The following is a 19878-nucleotide window of genomic DNA, read 5'->3' on the forward strand; positions in this document are numbered from 1 at the left end:
CAACAACCGAGCAAAAAAACAGCAGATTGAGCATTTTTAAACTTTCATGCTGTTTTAAGCGTTAGCTTGCCAAAATAGTCATTGGTAAACTAAGTATTGGATTGTCAGAGTCTGCAAAATGCATCATCACTGCCACATGGCCTGCAACTACCAGTGCATACATAACCGCTGAAAAACCTTGGCCGTATTTATCAAGCGGCAATAAATGGGAGTAATGTCGGCCGCGCCATTCAAATACAATTTCCAGCGCACCTACAAACAAAAAGAATACCAGTAACATTAAGCCAAATGTGTAGCTCAGCCATAAACCAAACAGTACACCGAGTAAACATACACTTAGGCCAATCCATGAACGCATTGAAAAGCTAATACTTTTTAATACATGCCCGCCATCAAGCGGCAAAATAGGTAACAAGTTAAATAAATTTAATAACGCACTAAGCACCGCAACACCTGCAAATATTTCCATCTCGGTGGCGTAATATAAAACGACACCCAGTACCGAGGTAATTAAACCAAATGCAGGCCCCATCAGTGATATAACGACATCTTGCCAACGGGTTGTTATTTTATCGTCACTTACAGCAAGCCCTCCAACAAACGGGATTAAGTAAATACCTTTGGTTTTTATGCCAAAGTATTTCATTGCTCGCACATGGCCGTACTCGTGTACGACTAAGCAACCAATTAGCATTAGTGCAAATTCAATACTAAATAACCACGCATAGCCTGCAACAGAAGCCCCTGCAAGCACTACTTTAATTACCTTAGCGCTTTTAAAAAGCTTAAAACCTAATGCAGCTAGCCCTAAAAAGCCTTTTTTAGGTGACCCATTTGTAGGTGCTGGCAACGCAAGTTGTGTTGCAAATTGATCATCTACAAAGAGCGAAATGCTTTGCTCTTCGACTGCCCCTGTATCGATACCTATTTTTTTGTTGTCGTAAGTAAACTGATAGTAGTTTTCACGAGGGTTATCAAAGGTAATGGCTTGTTGCGCATGAAATACCTGCACAATTTTTTGCCCAGACACCATAAGCGAAAATGGTTGCTCGGCTAAAGTAAGATCTATTCTTATCATAATTAAGACCGTTTAAAATAATGGCGCTAGTATACCTAATCAGCTCAAAAACACGAGGGAAGGTGCTAGGTAACTATTTTCAAAATAAAAGCATTTGATACTGACAAAATAAAAAAACACTACTACTTTTATAGTAACTCCAAGCGATACATTGAAAGGGATAACAGTGAAGAAGATAGTGCCTAATATTTTAGTTGTTGACGATTCAAAAGCAATTTTGATCGTTATGGAAGCTATACTTAACGAATTGGGTATGTCTAACACTATAACTACGTACCTGAATGCAAAAGAAGCGCTTGAAAAAGTTAAAGAAGATATCAACTACTTTGATGCTATTTTTACTGATCTCAATATGCCCGAAATGGACGGCATGGAATTAATCCGCCACTTAGGAGAGCTACATTATCAAGGCGGTATAATAATTGCTTCTGAAATGGACCATAAAGTTATTAGCTTAGCTGCCAATCTCGCGAAACAACATAACGCTCACCTCATTGGTAATATTCCAAAGCCAGTTCAACTGTCTCAGGTTAGTAGGTTACTTATTAAAGTGGCGCAATTAAACAGCCACACTTTATTAAAAGAGCCAGCCATTTCAAAAGATGAGCTTATTGATGCATTAAAAAACGATGAAATAACGCCTTTTTACCAACCAAAAATAAACGCTGATAACAATAAAATTGAAAGTGTTGAAGTGTTAGCGCGTATTTTATCAAGTAAAGACGACAATATTATTTTACCTTGCCGTTTTATAAATACTGCCGAACAACACAACTTAATTAATCAAATTACATTTTCTCTTTTTGAAAAGGCCACCAGCGAATTCAAAAATATGACAGCGCAACTAGGTCATGATTTTAAAATGGCCTTTAACTTATCGCCAAACCAGCTCGATGACCTAAACTGCCCAAATAAATTACTGCTCATTTTAGAATTAAACCAACTCACGCCTAGTAATATAATTATAGAAATAACAGAACAACATGCACTCTCAAGCCTCATGCAATTAGAAACACTAAATAGATTAAGAATGCACGGTTTTGGTATATCGCTAGACGACTTTGGTGTTGGTTTTACTAATATGGACCAGCTTCGAAACCTTCCTTTTACTGAAATTAAAATAGACCGTTCACTCATTAGCCATATAGAAACAGATTTATTTTCTCAAGTGGTTGTAAGTTCGTTATTTAATATTACGAGTAAAGATAATTTAGATTTAGTGGCAGAGGGTGTTGAACGCCCAGAGGAGCTCGATTATTTAAGGCACTATAGAAGAAACCTAGCCATACAAGGTTTTTTATTTAGTCGCCCTAAACCGCAAGACGAATTTATATCTTGGGCTAAAGATTGGCTAAAAACTGATGGCAGCCCCGCTTAAAGCGGTACTAATATTTACTCGGGGCCTGTTAGCTAATTATCACCCCGAGTGTGTTTATCTTCTTCACTAACTATATGTGCACTACTTGCTAAACGTTTGTGCCAACGCTGCCTTGCTACTGCGCGCATATTAGTAGATTGGTCACGCTCATCTACAATCTCCAGTCCCATTAAAGCTTCAATCATATCCTCTAACGTTACAATACCCTGCACGTCACCGTACTCATCAACAACTAAGCATATATGTGTGCGCTTTGTTAAAAGTGTTTGCAGTAACGACGATACATTCTGAGAGGTTGGCACCGTATAAATAGGCTTAATCAATTTGCTAATTTTGTAATCGGTGCCTAAGCGGTGAAATGCCAGCATAATATCGTTTTTATGCACAAACCCAACGATATCATCGGCATCTTTATCAAATACCAACACTCTAGAAAACGATGACGATCCATGTTCATTTAAATACTGATTAACTGTTAAGTCTTTATGGATTTTGAAAATAACAGTTCGCGGCGTCATTAAGTCGCATAATTTTGCATGCTTAAAATGCAACAAATTACGGATAATATCAGATTCATCTTGATGTAATGCTCCCGACTCCGTGCCTATATCAGCCATTGCCTCTATCTCTTGACGAATATAATAAGCCTCATCGTGCTTTGGACCCATTAAATTTGTTAGCTTTTGAGCAAACCATACAAAAGGCTTTAGCGATATAACTAAAAACCGCAAAGCGTAGGTAACGCTTGGCGTTAAAGCTCGCCAGTAATTAGCCCCCAAGGTTTTAGGTATAATTTCAGAAAGAATTAATACGAGAAATGTCATAATGGCTGATGCAATACCTACAGCCGCATCGGAAAAAACGACAGCCGCTTGTGCGCCAACTCCCGCTGCACCTGCTGTATGGGCAACTGTATTTAAAGTTAAAATAGCAGCTAAAGGCTGATCTATATTGTTTTTAAGCTTTTCGAGCTGTTTAGCAAGCTCAGGGTGTTTTTTTCTAAGTGATGCAACATAGCTGGGCGAAATACTTAATAACACAGCCTCCATCACAGAACATAAAAACGAAATAACAATCGCCACTACCATATAAACTATCAGTAAAGTCACTTTCTCTCCTCTATATTGGATATGTGAGCATGGTAACAATACATGCTATATTTGGCCAAACTTCCAATAATAATAGGCATAATAATGAAATTTAGCGCACCATGGTGTCATCAAAATAAGCTATTTAAGTACGCAGCAGCTCTTTTAACGCTTAGCAGCTTAAGCTTTGCTGCAATAGCTGCACCATTGGATAAATCAAAAATTCAGTTTATCGGCCCACTTGCCGAAGACATGCAGTTAAAGCCTTTTCAGACACCTCATGGCAGTGCGATTATTAACAACCTATTGCCGCAACTACAAGCAGACACAGATAGTTTTTCTGTATTTGGGAAAAAACAAAACTGGCAACCGTTTAATAAAATCAATGCGCTCACTTTAGGTGGGTTACAGGCACTAAAATTTAATATTGAAACAACCCGCTTTACGCAAGGTACGCTTACCTTAAAAGGGATTGAGCAAGGGCAGTTATTTATTAATGGCGAACTACAAACAGGCGATAAAAATAGCTATAAGTTAGCTTTAAATAACAGTACTCACACTGTTTTAATAGTAGCCCAGCAAGTAGCTAATTGGCACGATGTAACGCTTGATTTTGCTCCAAAGAGCGAGGTTGATAAAATTACGCTCAGCACTTCACAAACAAAACGTTTATCTGCAAAACAACTATTTGATGCTCCTACAATTAGCCAATTATCACTCGCACCTAATGCCAAGCAGTACGTTACTACCACTCGCATTTATAACGATAAAACACAAAATCAAGCAAATACAGTTACTGTACTTAAAGATTCAGACAATCAAACGCTTTATCGCTTTGAAGCAGGCCAACCAAGTAACATTATTTGGAGTCCAGATAACCAATATTTAGTGTATTTGTTAAATGGTGAGCTTAAACAACTTAACCGTAAAAACCTCTCAATAAAAACATTAGCAAACGATTTAGAAGGAGCTAATGGCTTTACCTTTTATAACGACACCAATCTTTTGTTTAGCTGGTCTAAATCACCTGAGAGCACTAACAGCTTAACCAAGCACTATAAAGGTCTGCAAGATCGCTGGTCGTATGCACGTTCCATCAGCCAAATTTATATGCTTGATACTAAAAGTGGTTTAACAAAAGCACTTAGCCAAGGTCCTCTTTCTTACAGCCTTGAAGATTCAAATAGTAACCGTGGCAAAGTATTAATGAGCCGCCCTGTAATGGCAATGCAGGCATCAACTCACCCAGAAACAGAGCTTGTTGAACTCGATTTAAAATCAAACAAGCTTTCATCGCTTGGTAAATTCAAAACGTTTAATTTAGCCAAATATACAAATAAAGATATTTATGTAGTTGCAGGCCCTGACTTTAAAAATGGCGCAGGCAGAGCACTACCAAAAGCAATGCTTGCTAATAACTACGACGGGCAACTTTACCTACTTACTGAAAGTGGTAAAAACGTAAAAACACTCAGTAAACAATTCGACCCCGCTATTGGCCAACTACACGTTTTAGAAAACGGCGATGCGCTCATTAAAGTAACAGAGCAAGACACTCAACCACTTTACCTATTTGATTTAAGTAAACAGCGCTTTAAAAAGTTAAATACAGGATTGGATATTGTTGAACAATTTAGTTACTCACACGACCGCAATACCGATATTTTATTAAGTGGCACTAACGCTTTAACACCACAACAACTAAAGCGCCTGAACGTAAGTAAAAATAAAACAGATTTAATATGGGATTCAAAACCAAGTAGCTATGCAAATACACGACTCCCTACATTAGAAGAGTTTAATTTTAAAAATAAACATGGGGTTGAAATAACGGGCCGTGTTTACATTCCAAGCAATTTAGATAAAACTAAAAAACACCCAGCGCTCGTGTATTACTACGGCGGTACTTCACCAGTTACGCGTGGTTTTACAGGTCGTTATCCGTTTAACTTATGGGCAGAAAATGGCTACGTTGTTTATGTAGTGCAACCTACTGGCGCAACAGGGTTTGGACAAAAGTTTTCAGCGCAGCATGTTAATGCCTGGGGCGACTACACCGCAGACGATATTATCGAAGGCACGCAAGCCTTTTTAAATAAATACAACTATGTTGATAGTAAAAAAGTAGGTAACTTAGGGGCATCGTATGGTGGCTTCATGACCATGTTATTGGCAACTAAAACCGATATATTTAGTGCTTCAATAGCTCATGCGGGGATTTCTAATATTACCTCGTATTGGGGTGAAGGTTGGTGGGGCTACTTATATTCTGGCGAAGCATCAAAAAATAGCTTCCCATGGAATAACCCTGAGCTTTACAGCCAACATAGCCCTGTATTTCATGCCGACAAAGTAACAACACCTATGCTACTTCTTCATGGTGATAGCGATACCAATGTACCTGTTGGCGAAAGCTTAACAATGTACACTGCGCTTAAACTGCTTAATAAGGACGTAGAGTTAATCGAATACAAAGGCGCCGACCACCAAATTTTTGCACGCGATAAGCGATTTGATTGGTGGAACACCATGCTCGCATACTTTGATAAAAAGCTAAAAAACGAGCCTCAATGGTGGGACTCGATGTATAAAAATGACTGAGCCTGAACCTTTAAAATAACAACTTAATACAGATTTATTAATAGTAGAATTAATTATTTAGCACCTTTTAATTAGTCTAAAGGTGCTAACCTCATCCTCTAATAACGTCTTATACAGCTTTGAAATATTAAGTTACTTAAAACTAATAAACCCCCTTCTCAGCATTTACCTATTGGTGCTACCATACAGAGCTATAAGCATTCAAAATAAAGTACTATGGCTATTAATGTTTTATTGGTTGAAGACGATGAACTACTCGTTAAACGCATCCAAAATCACTTTGCAGATACCGAATTTACAATAGAGGTAGACCCCACTGGCGCTGATGCACTTAGCATTGTAAGGCAGCGGGTAAACCTGCGCGGTGCTATATCATTAGCCATAATTGACATTGTCTTACCAAAGCGCGACGGGCTTCAGCTCGCAAAAGAATTAAACACACTGACCGATATTGGCGTTATTGTATTATCGAGTCGTGACTCCCAAGCCGATCGTATTGCTGGCCTTGCACAAGGTGCTGATGACTATATTTGTAAGCCCGTCGATTTACTTGAGTTAGAGCTTCGCATGCGCGCGCTCTATAAGCGTGTTGCCGTTAACCTAGAAGACGACGAAAGCGAAGAGTTTATAGAATATGCTGACTTTAAGCTTCATCCTGATAACCGCACATTAATTACAGCTGCGGGCGTTGAGTCACGCTTAACTGAAGCCGAACATAAAGTGCTTATTTGCTTAATTAGTAATGCAGGTAAAGCCACATCCCGTGAAAAAATATCTGAAGAAATAGGCCAGCCCGATTGGAGTCCAAACGATCGTACTGTTGATGTGCTTATTGGTCGTTTACGTAAAAAATTAAATGACGAAAAAGATCAAAAACGCATCGTTACCGTACGCGGTAAAGGCTATATGCTTTCTATTTAATACTTAGTTAATTGCGCAATAAGGCGCTCAAATGCGCGGTAATTAAGTGCTTCTTTAAGCTCATTTAAACTAATGTTTTCAGCGCCTTTTAAATCACTAATTGTACGCGCCACCTTAATTACTCTATGGTAAGAGCGTGGCGATAAAGATAACTTCTCGCTTGCTCTAGCTAAAAATTGCAACTCTGCAGGCGCAAGTTCACAGTGCACACTCATTTCTTTATTATTAAGTCTCGCATTAACCTTACCTTGGCGTTTTAGCTGTACATAATAAGCAGCCTCAACTCTTGCTCTAACCTCTGCACTACTCTCCTCTGGTTTGGTACTTTGTAGCTCAACACTCGTTAAACGAGGTAGCTCTATTTGCAAATCAATACGGTCAATAAAAGGCCCCGACACACGTGATAAATAACGCATAACTTGATCGGGAGTTGCCCGCTTATCAGTATGGCTCCCCGTTGGGCTTGGGTTTAATGCTGTAATAAGCTGAAACTGCGCTGGGAACTCCATTTGCCTAGCTGCACGTGAAATAGTTACTGTGCCGGTCTCCATTGGTTCACGCAGTGAATCAAGCACCTTACGCTCGAATTCCGGTAACTCATCTAAGAAAAGCACACCGTTATGTGCCAGCGAAATTTCACCAGGCTTGGGATTTGAAGAGCCCCCCACCAAAGCAACCGCTGAGCACGTATGATGCGGATTACGAAATGGCCGCTGTCGCCAATTAGTTAAATCTATGGATTGTCCAATAATAGAGTAAAGCGCAGCTGTTGAAATAGCTTCATCGTCCGACATAGTGGGCATTATAGTAGCCATTCGCTGGGCCAGCATTGATTTACCAGTACCAGGAGGGCCTAAAAATAGTAAATTATGCCCGCCAGCTGCAGCAATTTCGAGTACTCGCTTGGCACCAGGCTGACCTTTCACATCGCTTAAATCGAGTAAAAAATCAGGGGCTTGAGTGCAGTCGGGGTACTCTATATTTAATGGCAAGGGTTGTTGATTAAGTAGGTCGCCCCATACTTCTTGAATAGAGCTTACGGCTTTGCGTTTAACGCCATTAACTAAGCTTGCTAGGCTGTCGTTTGCAAGAGGTAAAAAGCAGCAACGATCTTGCTCTTTTGCAGCAAGTACCGAAGGTAAAATAGCGTTTACACCACGCACCTCACCATTAAGAGCAAGCTCACCATAAAACTCGTACTTATGAATATCAGGACACACTATTTGCCCAGAGGCGACTAAAATACCCACCGCAATAGCCAGATCAAACCGCCCACCATCTTTTGGTAAGTCGGCTGGGGCTAAATTTACGGTTATTCGTTGATCGGGAAAACCAAATTGTGAGTTTTCGAGTGCGCTACGCACCCTGTCTTTCGACTCTTTAACAGACGCTTCGGGCAGACCTACAATATGAAAAGCAGGTAAACCATTTCCTAGGTGAACTTCTACAATAACTTCAGGGGCATTTATGCCCACTTGAGCACGAGAAAATATACGAGCTAACGACATTCCTTATCCTAGTAAATGGTGTGATTACACCAGTTTAGTCAGGATATTTAAAAACGTGTAATGTGATTTGCCATTTTATAGCGGCTAAACGAAGTAATAAGGTCATTAACATGCCTAATACCATCGCCGTTTCGGTTGCTAACGAAAAACTAATGCCAAGCGTATAAACAGTACCACCCGCTATACAGGTAATAGCGTAAAGCTCACCCTTTAATAGCATAGGGATCTCGCGTGCAAGCACATCTCGAATTAATCCACCAAAGCAGCCTGTAATTACAGCCATAATTACCGCAGTCATATCGGGCATACCAACAAGCTGTGCTTTTTGCGCCCCCATTACTGCAAAAAAAGCTAACCCGAACGCATCCGCTGTTTGTAAAATATAATGGGGTATCGGCTTTTGTTTATTTATAAGGCGTGTTGTAACAAATACTGAAGCGAGTATGGCAAAAAAGTAACTTTGATCGTGTAACCAAAACACAGGAACATCTAAAATTAGATCTCGCACTGTACCACCACCAATAGCAGTTACTGTCGCTAAAACTACGACCCCAAAGCCATCCATTTTTTTCTCATACGCTAGCAAAGTGCCCGACACAGCAAACACCGCAATGCCTATTAAATCAAACCAGTGGTAAAGTTCAGTCATATTTGTAACAACCTAAAAATATTTGTGCCGTTTTAACACAAACCAAACAAGGTTTTAAGTAATAACGATTTATTTTAAGAAGTTTATAACATTTTAAAGTGTCTCTCAGGGGGCGGGAGCTTGCGCTTATGAGAAGTGAATGCCTCATGCAGTGAAAATGATCTTTAACCTATAAGCTAAATCACCACACTCATCAAATTTTAGACATAAAAAAACACGCTTTAAGCGTGTCATTTCATTCTTATTTATTTCAGTGGTTGCGGGAGCCTGAACTATAAAAGGTGAACCGACGACCTTAGGGTTATGAGCCACAATATACACACTAAATTTTAGACATAAAAAAACACGCTTTAAGCGTGTCAATTCATTTTTATTTATTTCAGTGGTTGCGGAAGCCTGAACTTATAAAAGGTGAACCGACGACCTTCGGGTTATGAGCCACAATATACACACTAAATTTTAGACATAAAAAAACACGCTTTAAGCGTGCCGTTTCATTCTTATTTATTTCAGTGGTTGCGGGAGCCGGATTTGAACCGACGACCTTCGGGTTATGAGCCCGACGAGCTACCAGACTGCTCCATCCCGCGCCTGAAATTTGTATACTTGTTTAAAGTTGCTTACATTACAACTTGGCTTCCAATTAAAGAATTGGTTGCGGGAGCCGGATTTGAACCGACGACCTTCGGGTTATGAGCCCGACGAGCTACCAGACTGCTCCATCCCGCGCCTGTATATTTTAAGTCTATCGACTACTTTATTTTATCTCTTAAGTTAGAGTTTACAGTAACCTCAATCCCTAAGGAAATTGGTTGCGGGAGCCGGATTTGAACCGACGACCTTCGGGTTATGAGCCCGACGAGCTACCAGACTGCTCCATCCCGCGCCTGTAATTTCTTTAAAACATTTTCGTAATATTTACGAGCCTGCCTTGAAGAGAGCGCTACTATATAGGAATAAACATTTAATGCAAGACCTAAACTAATTAAAGTTGTTCAACCGAACAAAAAGCAACCAAATTACTATTCTGCGCTCAATCTTTGATGCGGATTAATCATTTTTTGCCATTCCCAGTCTGGATGTCCCATCACTATAAAGTCAGGGTTCTCAGTACTCTCTCGTTGGTTGTACGTTAGCGGGTTAAATTCTGCATCGGTAATACAACCACCGGCTTCTTCAACAATAACTTGTGAAGCACCTGTATCCCACTCTCCCGTTGGACCAATTCTTAAAAAACAATCTGCTTTGCCCTCTGCAACAGTACAGGCTTTTAAAGAACACGAACCAATAGCAATCGTTGTAAACTGACTATTTAAATACTGACTCACCGCTTCTATTTTTTGGCGGCGGCTCACTGCAAGCGTCAAGCTCTCTGGCGGCGCTACAGATATTTGCTTATCAATTGAGTTTTCACGTTTAAAGGCACCATTTTTAGCTGTAGCAAAATAAGTCACACCTTTTGCAGGCCAATGAATAACACCAAGCACAGGGTGATTATTTTCAATCAATGCAATGTTTACTGCAAAGTCGCCACTTTCTAAAATAAATTCGCCAGTACCATCCATCGGATCGAGCAACCAATAACGCTGCCAGTCCTGTCTGTCGGCGAGTGCTGGTATAGGTGTTTCTTCCGACATAATTGGGATATCGGGCGCAAGTGCTTTTAATCCAGCAACCAGTACGTCATTTGCTGCTAAATCAGCTTTGGTGACAGGTGTGTTGTCTGATTTTTCTTGTTGGCCAATATCGCCTTTTTTATAAATGGCCATAATTGCATCGCCAGCACGCTCAGCTAATTCAATACACGGTTCGATTAATTTATTCATCGGCAGCTCCAGACGCTAAATACTTATCTAATAATAGCAAAGCTGCAACACTGCGTGCTTCGGTAAAATCTTCTTGGTCTAATAATGACTGCCACTGAGTTAATGGCCACTTAACAACAACAAGCGGCTCTGGTTCGTCGCCAATAAGGGTTTGTGGGTATAATTGCTTAGCAAATAAAATATGCATAGTGGCATTAAAGTAACTCGGCGCCATTGTTACTGTTCTTAATGGTTTAAAATACTCAGCACCAAAGCCAATTTCTTCTTTAAGTTCTCTGTTAGCAGCTTGCTCTGGAGTTTCGCCCGGATCAATTAAGCCTTTAGGAAAACCTAACTGGTAATTGTTTGTGCCCGCACAGTATTCACGCACAAGTAGTAACTCATTATCTGCACTTAACGGAACAATCATCACTGCTCCCCGGCCACCGCCGCGAATTCGCTCATACTGGCGCTCTTCGTTATTAGAAAACTTTAGATCTAAAGACTCCACAGTAAACAGGCGGCTTTTAGCAACAACATTGTTACTGAGGATTTGTGGTGGTGTTGGGTGCTTTTTCTGTGTCATTGGCGTTAATTTGCTATCATGGCAGTTAGTTCAATAATAAACCTTATAAGTTGAAATTCCTATGTTAAATTGGTCAAAAATCGATACCGTTTTGCTCGACATGGATGGAACATTACTCGATTTACATTACGACAGTCATTTTTGGCTTAACGTTATCCCTGCGCAACACGCATTAGCTAGAGGCATTAGCCTAGATGCAGCTAAAGCAGATATTTTAAAACGCTATCAAGCTGTGAGCGGTCAAATACAGTGGTATTGTTTAGATTATTGGGAGCAGCAATTAAGCTTGCCTATAATGGAGCTTAAACGAGAGTCTCAGCATTTAATTAAAATGCGCGAAGACGTACCTCATTTTTTAACCGAGCTTAAAAAAGCAGGCAAAGAGTTAATTTTACTTACCAACGCCCACCCTGAGAGTGTCATGCTGAAATTTGAGCATACAGCGATTGATAACTACCTAGATGGTGTAGTGTCTACTCATGAATATGGAGTAAGTAAAGAGCAGCAAAGTTTGTGGCACCAAGTACAAAAAGACTTAGGGTTTAATAAGCAGCGCACTTTGTTTGTAGATGACAGTGTGCCGGTATTAAATGCCGCACGAGAATACGGCATCGAGCACTTACTGGCAGTTGCTAACCCTGATAGCCAACAACCACATAACGAAATAGCCGATTATCTGAGTGTTACCGACTATCGTAAGATTATTTAATTCAGTTTACGTGGGCTAGATTTTTGGGTAACGCGCTTCAAGGCCTTGGTACACTAACTTTGCAAAATCAGCATGTTCTGTATCAAGGCTTTTAACTACTTCAACTAAATGCTCGTTATCTTCTTGCCCGTTCCACTCTTTAATATAGCTACCGTCTTTGTAGCCATGATCTTGGCGGAAAAAGTTTAACGTGTTTTTACCTACGTAGCCGCGATATAAATCATCAATATCCATACCCATTTGCGCCATACAGCCGGCAAAGGCAGCGGCATTAAACGTTTTATCTGCAACAGCGGAAGCCGCTAATATCTCTAGTGTTTGTTTAAAGTCATCAGCTTGTTGAGCATTACTAAGCTCAGCTTCAAGTTGCTTTGCTAAGTCTTCGTAGCTAGTTTTGCCGTCAATTCTAAGCGATAGACCAAAATGAAAAATATCAACCAACTCTAAAATAACTTGTTCAGTATCTGGTGTTTGTTTTTTCCACCATTTCCAACCATGATGATCCAGCATTTCAGCGCACTCAACCCAAATAGCGCGGTACCATTCGAATCCTTGAGTAAACCATTGCTCATGTACTTTAGTGTTCATGGCGTTTTGCATTTCTAGCATAACTACTAGCTTGTTTAAATTGGCAGACATATTCATTCCTGTCGTTTTTGATTAGTGTAATAGTACAGATAAAGGAAGCTTAACGCATCAGCACTATCTTAATATGTAGTTTACTTTGAGCCGCTAAATTCAGCCCATGAATCAATTAAATCAATGAAATCTTCAAAGCCACAACCACTACTTAAACCATTTTCTTCAAGCGCTAAATCGTCATCTTGATACGCTATTAGGTCTTCACTGTCTTGATGAAGCGCATGGGCTTCAAATAGTGCTTCGTCTTTGGTTAATATTAAATCTATTTCTTGGCCTTTTAGCGTTAGCGGCTCGTAGCTTGAACTCACCGATGCAATAAGTGCTTGCACCATAGCTACTTTGTCTTTGCCTATTTCTTCGTTTAGCCAGCGACCAATAATAGCGTGTTCACTGCTTATTTTAATACGTAGCCCACTAATAGGGTCGCGAATAAATTGATATTCCATAGGGTTTGCCTGTAAATCTTTAATTGCGTAATTATATACGTAAACGCCCGCAAACCACAGGACATATAAAGTAAAATAGCGCCACAAGGGCGCTATTTTATTCCACTTTAAAGCCGTTAACTTCGCGATCTATAACGCGCTGCGTCAATAATCGACCATAAGTAAATAATAGGCACAAGTACAAAACCTACAAGCACATAAATTAGTGCGTAACTTATTATAATAGCGAGTGCAAAAAATATAGCCGCTAAAATACGCCCTTGCACTAACTGCCCTAAACCAGGAAAAAATATATTACATAATGCTGCGATTACGTTACCGCCAGAACCTTGATCTGCCATACTAACCTCTGTATTTATTTGATTTTATAATTATTTACTTACACACTCTATGCCAATTTATTAAAGCTTACAAATCAAATAGTTAAATTACCCTAGATTTAGAGAGTTAGTAAAAATTGCTAACTTTAGGTCAAATTAGCAATTTTTATTGTGCGTTTACACTTTTTTGTTTGTTCAAAAAATTAGCAAGTTACTCGTTTTTAAGGCTATTTTATAAATAGCTGTTTATAAAAACAGTATTTTATTTAGCCTAACAAAAACACCTGTTATACTGCCCACAATATTGATTAAAAAGGCGTAACGATGGACGTTTCACAATTACTCGATGGCTTAAATGACAAACAACGCGATGCCGTTGCAGCCCCACTACAAAACATGCTGGTATTAGCAGGTGCTGGGTCTGGTAAAACACGAGTGTTAGTTCATCGTATTGCGTGGCTTATGCAAGTTGAGCAAGCATCTGCTTACAGTATTTTTGCCGTAACCTTTACTAATAAAGCGGCTAAAGAAATGCGCAGCCGCGTTGAAGAAACACTAAAAGCCCCTGTAGGTGGTATGTGGATTGGTACGTTCCATGGTTTGTCACATCGTATTTTACGTGCTCATCACCGTGAAGCTAACTTACCTGAAGCCTTTCAAATTTTAGACTCTGACGATCAACTTCGGATGATCAAGCGCTTATTAAAATCGATGAATATCGATGATAAAAAATGGCCTGCTAAACAATTTGGCTGGTACATTAGCGCCAAAAAAGATGAAGCACTTCGCCCTAAAGATATTCAAGCATACGATATTAACGAGCAAATGATGCTGCGTGTTTACGCCGCCTATCAAGAAGCCTGTGATAGAGCTGGTTTAGTTGATTTTGCCGAAATATTACTACGCAGCTACGAAGTGTTAAAAAATAACCCTACGTTACTACGTCATTACCAGCAACGCTTTGCACATATGCTCGTAGACGAGTTCCAAGATACAAATACCATTCAATATGCTTGGTTAAAGTTACTTGCAGGCGATACTAACAGCATTATGATTGTAGGCGACGATGACCAAAGCATTTACGGTTGGCGTGGTGCTAAAATCGAAAACATTAAACGCTTTTTAACTGACTTTAGCGCTGAAACCATTCGCCTTGAACAAAACTACCGTTCAACCGCGACTATTTTGAAAGCATCTAATGCATTAATTCAAAATAACTCAGAGCGTATGGGTAAAAGCTTGTGGACCGACGGTAACGACGGCGAGCCAATTTCTATTTATGCGGCATTTAATGAGTTAGACGAAGCACGCTTTGTAAGTAGCAAACTACGAAGCTGGTTAAATGCAGGTAATGCCCTGCAAGATGCCGCAATTTTATACCGTAGTAACGCGCAATCTCGTGTACTCGAGGAGGCTATGCTGCAAGAAGGCTTAAAATACCGTATTTATGGTGGTATGCGATTCTTCGAACGACAAGAAATTAAAGATGCGTTGTCGTACTTACGCCTAGTAGGTAATCGTCAAGACGATGCCGCGTTTGAGCGTGTAATTAATACGCCAGCACGCGGTATTGGCGATAAAACATTGAGCCATATACGCGATTGTGCACGAGCAGAATCGTTACCGCTTTGGTATGCCGCCAAAGCAATTGTAGAACAACAGCATTTATCTGGTCGTGCTTCTGGTGCAGTAAGTAAGTTTGTAGAACTCGTTGAACAAATAGAAGATAAAATTAGCGACCTAACTTTGCATGAGCAAGCTAAGTACACAATTCAAACCTCAGGCTTGATGGCAATGTACCAAGCCGAAAAAGGTGAAAAAGGTCGTGCTCGCGTAGAAAACTTAGAAGAGCTAATTAGTGCGTGTGATCAGTATGAGCTGCCTGAAGACGAAGAGTACAGCTCACCACTACAAGGCTTTTTAGCGCATACATCACTTGAGTCAGGTGAAGGGCAGGCAGAAGAACACGAAGACGCCGTACAAATGATGACGCTTCACTCAGCTAAAGGCTTAGAGTTTCCGCTAGTGTTTATGGTAGGCGTAGAGGAAGGCATGTTCCCTTCTCAGCAAAGCAACGAAGAGTCGGGTCGCTTAGAAGAAGAGCGCCGCCTTTGTTATGTAGGCATGACACGAGCAATGGATAAGTTATACATTAGCCATGCTGAGAGTCGCCGCTTATACGGGCAAGAAAAATACCATAGCCCATCTCGCTTTTTACGCGAAATCCCTGAAGACTGCGTTGAAGAAATTCGTATTAAAACACAGGTTTCTCGCCCGCCTGCCGCTGGGCGTTTTAGCGCATCAGTTAGCCATGCCGCATTTGAAGACAGTGGCTTTAACTTAGGACAACGCGTACTGCATGCTAAGTTTGGTATTGGTACTGTACTGAATTATGAAGGTAGTGGCGCGCAATCTCGCGTACAAGTTAACTTTGACGACCTTGGTAGTAAATGGTTAGTAACGGCTTATGCACGATTACAAGCGGTATAAAGCACACCTAAATGAGTTAGAGCAACAATTAGCTGGCGCGTATCATCGTCAGCTGGCGCTAATTACTGGCAGCTCAACTTGGTGTTATGAAATACTTAACTCATTAATAGATGAAAACAATACACTTGTTGTATCCAAGCAGTGCGCGATTAAAAATTCGTACTGGCCTACTCGCACACACCAAATTTTAGGGCAAGAATTTGCTCATGCTGTTTACGATGGCTTTAGTGGTTTGCACCCTGATAAACTTGCAGCACTTGCCGGCACCGTTAAAGCAGGCGGTATACTGTTTTTATTACTGCCTGAACTGGATGATTTAGCCTCTTGGCAAGATCCAGCATTGAGTACAGTGCAATCACACGGTCAGAGCATTAACTACAGCATATTTAATCAGCGTTTCGCGACTATTATTAAACCGTTGCCCGCTTTTCACTTTAGTGAAAAAAATGGCTGTATTAGTAATAACGCTAGCTATGTAATGCATAATAAAATTGATTATGAGCCACAGCAAAACTGTATTGAGCAAATAGTAAAAGTAGCTAACGGTCGTGCCAACAGGCCTTTACTCATTAATGCCGATAGAGGCAGAGGTAAGTCGGCAGCACTTGGCTTAGCAACGGCAAAACTAACTGATAAAAAAGTAATTATTTGCAGCACTCAGTTTAAAGCGACCCATAGCAGCTTTAAACATTTAGCCCAAGAGTTAAGCCTGCAATACAACGCTGAACATAAACAGCTCGCCAATTTGCACTACGTTGCACCTGACGCGTTATTAAACACACTACCTGAGTGCGATTTACTACTCGTTGATGAAGCTGCAGCAATTCCTGTTCCGTTATTACTACAAATGCTAGCTCATTACCCTCGTATAGTATTTGCAAGCACTCTGGTTGGGTATGAAGGCAATGGTAGGGGTTATACCATTCGCTTTAGTAACTATATTAAAGCACACTATAAAGCCTCTAAAGTTGTAACACTTGATGAGCCACTGCGCTTTGCTAAACACGATCCTCTTGAGCAACACATTCGCACACTACTAGCACTCGATGCACAATATATAGAGTTAAGTAGTAATGAATTAGAGCAGCCAGTACATAGCGAAATAACTCAGCAATCCCTTGTAAACAATGAGCCTTTACTGCAGCAAGTTATTGCCCTACTTGCACTGGCTCACTATCAAAGTAGTGTCAACGACTTACGCCAACTACTAGACGCACCATCGCAAAGACTATTTATTAGCAAAATTAATAATCAATTAGTTGGCGTATGCTTAATCGCCATAGAAGGTGGTTTGAGTGAAGAACTTGCCCTACAGATTATAAGTGGAGAGCGCCGTCCGCAAGGGCATTTAATGGCGCAAGCACTCTCACAACTTAGCTTTAATAATGACTGTTTAACGCAACTGAGCGCTCGCGTTGTACGAATAGCGATTGATCCGAGTTCCCACAATATAGGACTTGGTAAAAAGCTACTTAGTTTTTGCGAATCGCAGGTAAAAAGCCAATGTAGTTGGCTTGGTGCAAGCTTTGGGGCAACAGCGCAGTTACTTAATTTTTGGCAAAACCGAGGGTTTGATACTGTAAAATTAGGTTATCAACGCGATAAAAGCACCGCTGAACATTCGGCGCTTGTGGTTAAATGCTTAAGTGACAAAAGTACAATTATTCAACCTTTGAAAAAGCAGTTTAAAAACGATTTTTTTTATGGGCTTTTAACACACTTTAAAACACTAGATTGGCAACTCGTGAATATCCTAATTGAAGGATTTCGCGACGAGTTAATAAGCCTAGAGACTCACGAGCGACTAGCGCTGCTCACTAAAAGTAACTTCACTCAATTTAGTATCTCTGCAACTCTTTGGCAGTTACTGAGCCAGTCACCTTCTTGTATATCTCAATTAACAGAGTCGGATAAACAACTTTTAATAAAGTTAGTGCTTCAAAATGAAAGTAATGAAAAAATGATTCAACACTTAGGTTTATTAGGAAAAAAACAGCTTGAGAATCAATTTAAACGTGCCATAAAAAACCTCACAAGTACCATCTAATAGCTTTTAGTTGCCCTATCACTGTTAAATTTTATCCATCTTTAAGCTATTTATTTAATTTGTTCTATCCTTAAAACATTAATAGGTAAATTAAGATAAAGGCATGGAATTAATAAACTTTAAAGTGGGCTGCAAAACAATTTCACTTAAAATACTCGATATTTTATTAACAGAGCGCTTTGACAATAATCTAACAACTTTACCCAACAATAATAAAAGCTTTATTGGTGTTAAAGATTATATGGATATACCAACGCCTGTTTTTGATTTAGGTATTATTTTAAATAATATCTCAACCGAACAAAGTAATGCGCATATACTAAAACAACTAAGAATATGGCAAGAAAAACTATTAAACTGGTTCAATACCCTTCAAAGTAACTTATTAAATAGCTCGGCTTCTATTTCAAGCAATGATGCAGAACTACAAGATTTTATTCTGTTTTACAAAGAGTTCAACACCGATAATGAAGACTTAAAACTAACAATGTCTCGGCTTAACGAACCTTTCCAATCATTGCTAGAAACGGTAAAGGAAGCTATATCAGCTCATAATCAAAGCGATTATAAACAAGTATCAGCTCTGCTCGAAAAAATTAAGCGTAGTAACCTAATTCAGCTAGAGCGTTTATTTGAATCAGCTAAAGAGCAAATAACCTTAGACTATAAACCTATTATTGTTTTCACCACCAAAGACGGCTTAAACCCACATGTAGGGTTATTGGTAGATAAAGTCGAAGATAATATCGACTATAAAAAAGAAGACATTAAACCACTAGATAAGCTCACTGAGGTCGGTTTTGATCTAGACCCACAAACTAAAAATATGATGCGAGGATTAATCAAGCTCCCCCAAAAACACAGTGTATTAATTGATCCAAGCGTAATATTTAAACCAACTCAAATAGAAGAATCCGAAAGTGAAGAAACCCAAGCTTATGGACTATTTTAAATAGCCTTTAAATTTGGTTATTAACTTTAGTACTAGAATAATGAGCTATTCCGCTCAACTCGTACATTTAGATGAATTGGAGAAGAATCGAGTATGTAATGTCCGTTACTTCCCCATATTTGACTTTTCTGCAGATGTAAAAAAGCCCGACTATTTCTAGTCGGGCTTTCTACAATTTGAAGCCTGTGCGCTACGCAATAGGATGTCGTAGTCCCCACAGCGGTGGAGAGGCACAGTGAAATGCTACACTCTCTTTGTGTCGCGATATGAGTATGTGTTAATTGCGCACATTTCACTTTTCTGCAGACGTAAAAAAGCCCGACTATTTCTAGTCGGACTCTCTACAATTTGAAGCCTGGTAATGTCCTACTTTCACATAGCAAATGCTACACTATCATCGGCGCTGTTTCGTTTCACTACTGAGTTCGGCATGGAGTCAGGTGGGTCCAAAACGCTATTGTCACCAAGCAAATTTGGGCGTTAATTCGTATTTCTACGCACTAACTGAATTTGGAAAATATCTGATAATATTTTTTAAGTCTTTCTAAGTAATTTCTACTTTAGTTATATTAACTTCTGTCAAACTGTCGCATAAAACGCGTTTGGCGTTGTATGGTTAAGCCTCACGGGTAATTAGTACAAGTTAGCTTAATGGCTC

16 protein-coding genes, 3 tRNA genes and 1 rRNA gene are annotated in these 19878 nt (G+C 39.8%); 7 read left to right on the forward strand and 13 right to left on the reverse strand.

Annotated features, from left to right (window positions below):
• Window positions 1-61 precede the first annotated feature (61 nt).
• On the reverse strand, window positions 62-1078 hold the full coding sequence (locus I6E69_RS06370) for a metalloprotease (RefSeq protein ID WP_197120843.1): 1017 nt from the start codon (window positions 1076-1078) through the stop codon (window positions 62-64).
• Window positions 1079-1244: 166 nt separating this feature from the next.
• Between I6E69_RS06370 and I6E69_RS06375 the strand changes: the two genes are divergently transcribed.
• Window positions 1245-2456, forward strand: coding sequence for an EAL domain-containing protein (locus tag I6E69_RS06375; protein WP_197120844.1), 1212 nt, complete (start codon window positions 1245-1247; stop codon window positions 2454-2456).
• A gap of 32 nt (window positions 2457-2488) precedes the next feature.
• Here the strand turns inward: I6E69_RS06375 and I6E69_RS06380 are convergent, their stop codons facing one another.
• The gene (locus tag I6E69_RS06380) at window positions 2489-3565 is read right to left on the reverse strand and encodes a hemolysin family protein (protein WP_002957910.1); all 1077 of its coding nucleotides are present in this window, start codon (window positions 3563-3565) and stop codon (window positions 2489-2491) included.
• An 84-nt stretch (window positions 3566-3649) separates the two neighbouring features.
• On the opposite strand from I6E69_RS06380, the gene I6E69_RS06385 reads away from it, so the two are divergent.
• Complete coding sequence (locus tag I6E69_RS06385) at window positions 3650-6145, forward strand: S9 family peptidase (RefSeq protein ID WP_197120845.1); 2496 nt, start codon at window positions 3650-3652, stop codon at window positions 6143-6145.
• Window positions 6146-6361: 216 nt separating this feature from the next.
• On the forward strand, window positions 6362-7066 hold the full coding sequence (locus I6E69_RS06390) for a response regulator transcription factor (protein WP_024600237.1): 705 nt from the start codon (window positions 6362-6364) through the stop codon (window positions 7064-7066).
• On the opposite strand, the gene I6E69_RS06395 is transcribed toward I6E69_RS06390, so the two are convergent.
• The 7 genes from I6E69_RS06395 to nudE all read right to left on the reverse strand — a co-directional run bounded on the left by I6E69_RS06395 (window position 7063) and on the right by nudE (window position 11614).
• Complete coding sequence (locus I6E69_RS06395; RefSeq protein ID WP_197120846.1) at window positions 7063-8574, reverse strand: YifB family Mg chelatase-like AAA ATPase; 1512 nt, start codon at window positions 8572-8574, stop codon at window positions 7063-7065. The genes I6E69_RS06390 and I6E69_RS06395 overlap by 4 nt on opposite strands.
• Window positions 8575-8608: 34 nt before the next feature.
• A complete protein-coding gene (locus I6E69_RS06400) occupies window positions 8609-9223 on the reverse strand; it encodes a trimeric intracellular cation channel family protein (RefSeq protein WP_197120847.1) in 615 nt (204 codons plus the stop codon).
• Window positions 9224-9736: 513 nt separating this feature from the next.
• A tRNA-Met gene (locus tag I6E69_RS06405) sits at window positions 9737-9813 on the reverse strand.
• Between the two features lie 62 nt (window positions 9814-9875).
• Window positions 9876-9952 (reverse strand) — tRNA-Met (locus I6E69_RS06410).
• An 80-nt stretch (window positions 9953-10032) separates the two neighbouring features.
• Window positions 10033-10109: transfer RNA gene (locus I6E69_RS06415), tRNA-Met, on the reverse strand.
• 136 nt (window positions 10110-10245) lie between these two features.
• Window positions 10246-11049 (reverse strand): 3'(2'),5'-bisphosphate nucleotidase CysQ, encoded by an 804-nt coding sequence (gene cysQ, locus I6E69_RS06420; RefSeq protein WP_002963016.1) that lies wholly within the window; start codon window positions 11047-11049, stop codon window positions 10246-10248.
• The gene (nudE, locus tag I6E69_RS06425; RefSeq protein ID WP_197120848.1) at window positions 11042-11614 is read right to left on the reverse strand and encodes an ADP compounds hydrolase NudE; all 573 of its coding nucleotides are present in this window, start codon (window positions 11612-11614) and stop codon (window positions 11042-11044) included. Before nudE ends, cysQ begins: the two co-directional genes overlap by 8 nt.
• A 61-nt stretch (window positions 11615-11675) precedes the next feature.
• Between nudE and yrfG the strand changes: the two genes are divergently transcribed.
• Complete coding sequence (gene yrfG / locus I6E69_RS06430) at window positions 11676-12323, forward strand: GMP/IMP nucleotidase (protein ID WP_007378908.1); 648 nt, start codon at window positions 11676-11678, stop codon at window positions 12321-12323.
• A gap of 15 nt (window positions 12324-12338) precedes the next feature.
• Here the strand turns inward: yrfG and I6E69_RS06435 are convergent, their stop codons facing one another.
• From I6E69_RS06435 to I6E69_RS06445, 3 genes are all read right to left on the reverse strand, one after another.
• Window positions 12339-12962 carry a dUTP diphosphatase gene (locus I6E69_RS06435; protein ID WP_002963012.1) on the reverse strand — a complete coding sequence of 208 codons (624 nt, stop codon included), beginning with the start codon at window positions 12960-12962 and terminating at the stop codon, window positions 12339-12341.
• Window positions 12963-13042: 80 nt separating this feature from the next.
• Window positions 13043-13411 carry a YacL family protein gene (locus I6E69_RS06440; RefSeq protein WP_002963010.1) on the reverse strand — a complete coding sequence of 123 codons (369 nt, stop codon included), beginning with the start codon at window positions 13409-13411 and terminating at the stop codon, window positions 13043-13045.
• A gap of 116 nt (window positions 13412-13527) precedes the next feature.
• Window positions 13528-13752 carry a hypothetical protein gene (locus tag I6E69_RS06445; RefSeq protein ID WP_002963009.1) on the reverse strand — a complete coding sequence of 75 codons (225 nt, stop codon included), beginning with the start codon at window positions 13750-13752 and terminating at the stop codon, window positions 13528-13530.
• 303 nt (window positions 13753-14055) lie between these two features.
• Between I6E69_RS06445 and uvrD the strand changes: the two genes are divergently transcribed.
• The 3 genes from uvrD to I6E69_RS06460 all read left to right on the forward strand — a co-directional run bounded on the left by uvrD (window position 14056) and on the right by I6E69_RS06460 (window position 19220).
• The gene (uvrD, locus tag I6E69_RS06450) at window positions 14056-16221 is read left to right on the forward strand and encodes a DNA helicase II (protein WP_008166456.1); all 2166 of its coding nucleotides are present in this window, start codon (window positions 14056-14058) and stop codon (window positions 16219-16221) included.
• Complete coding sequence (locus tag I6E69_RS06455) at window positions 16199-18268, forward strand: GNAT family N-acetyltransferase (RefSeq protein ID WP_197120849.1); 2070 nt, start codon at window positions 16199-16201, stop codon at window positions 18266-18268. The genes uvrD and I6E69_RS06455 overlap by 23 nt, the downstream gene beginning before the upstream one ends.
• Window positions 18269-18371: 103 nt before the next feature.
• Window positions 18372-19220 (forward strand): hypothetical protein, encoded by an 849-nt coding sequence (locus tag I6E69_RS06460; RefSeq protein ID WP_039488976.1) that lies wholly within the window; start codon window positions 18372-18374, stop codon window positions 19218-19220.
• A 353-nt stretch (window positions 19221-19573) separates the two neighbouring features.
• On the opposite strand, the gene rrf is transcribed toward I6E69_RS06460, so the two are convergent.
• Window positions 19574-19688 (reverse strand): 5S ribosomal RNA (gene rrf, locus I6E69_RS06465).
• Between the last annotated feature and the right edge of the window lie 190 nt (window positions 19689-19878).

Origin of the sequence: Pseudoalteromonas sp. NZS100 (assembly GCF_015864815.1) — a bacterium.
GTDB classification, from domain to species: Bacteria; Pseudomonadota; Gammaproteobacteria; order Enterobacterales; family Alteromonadaceae; genus Pseudoalteromonas; species Pseudoalteromonas distincta.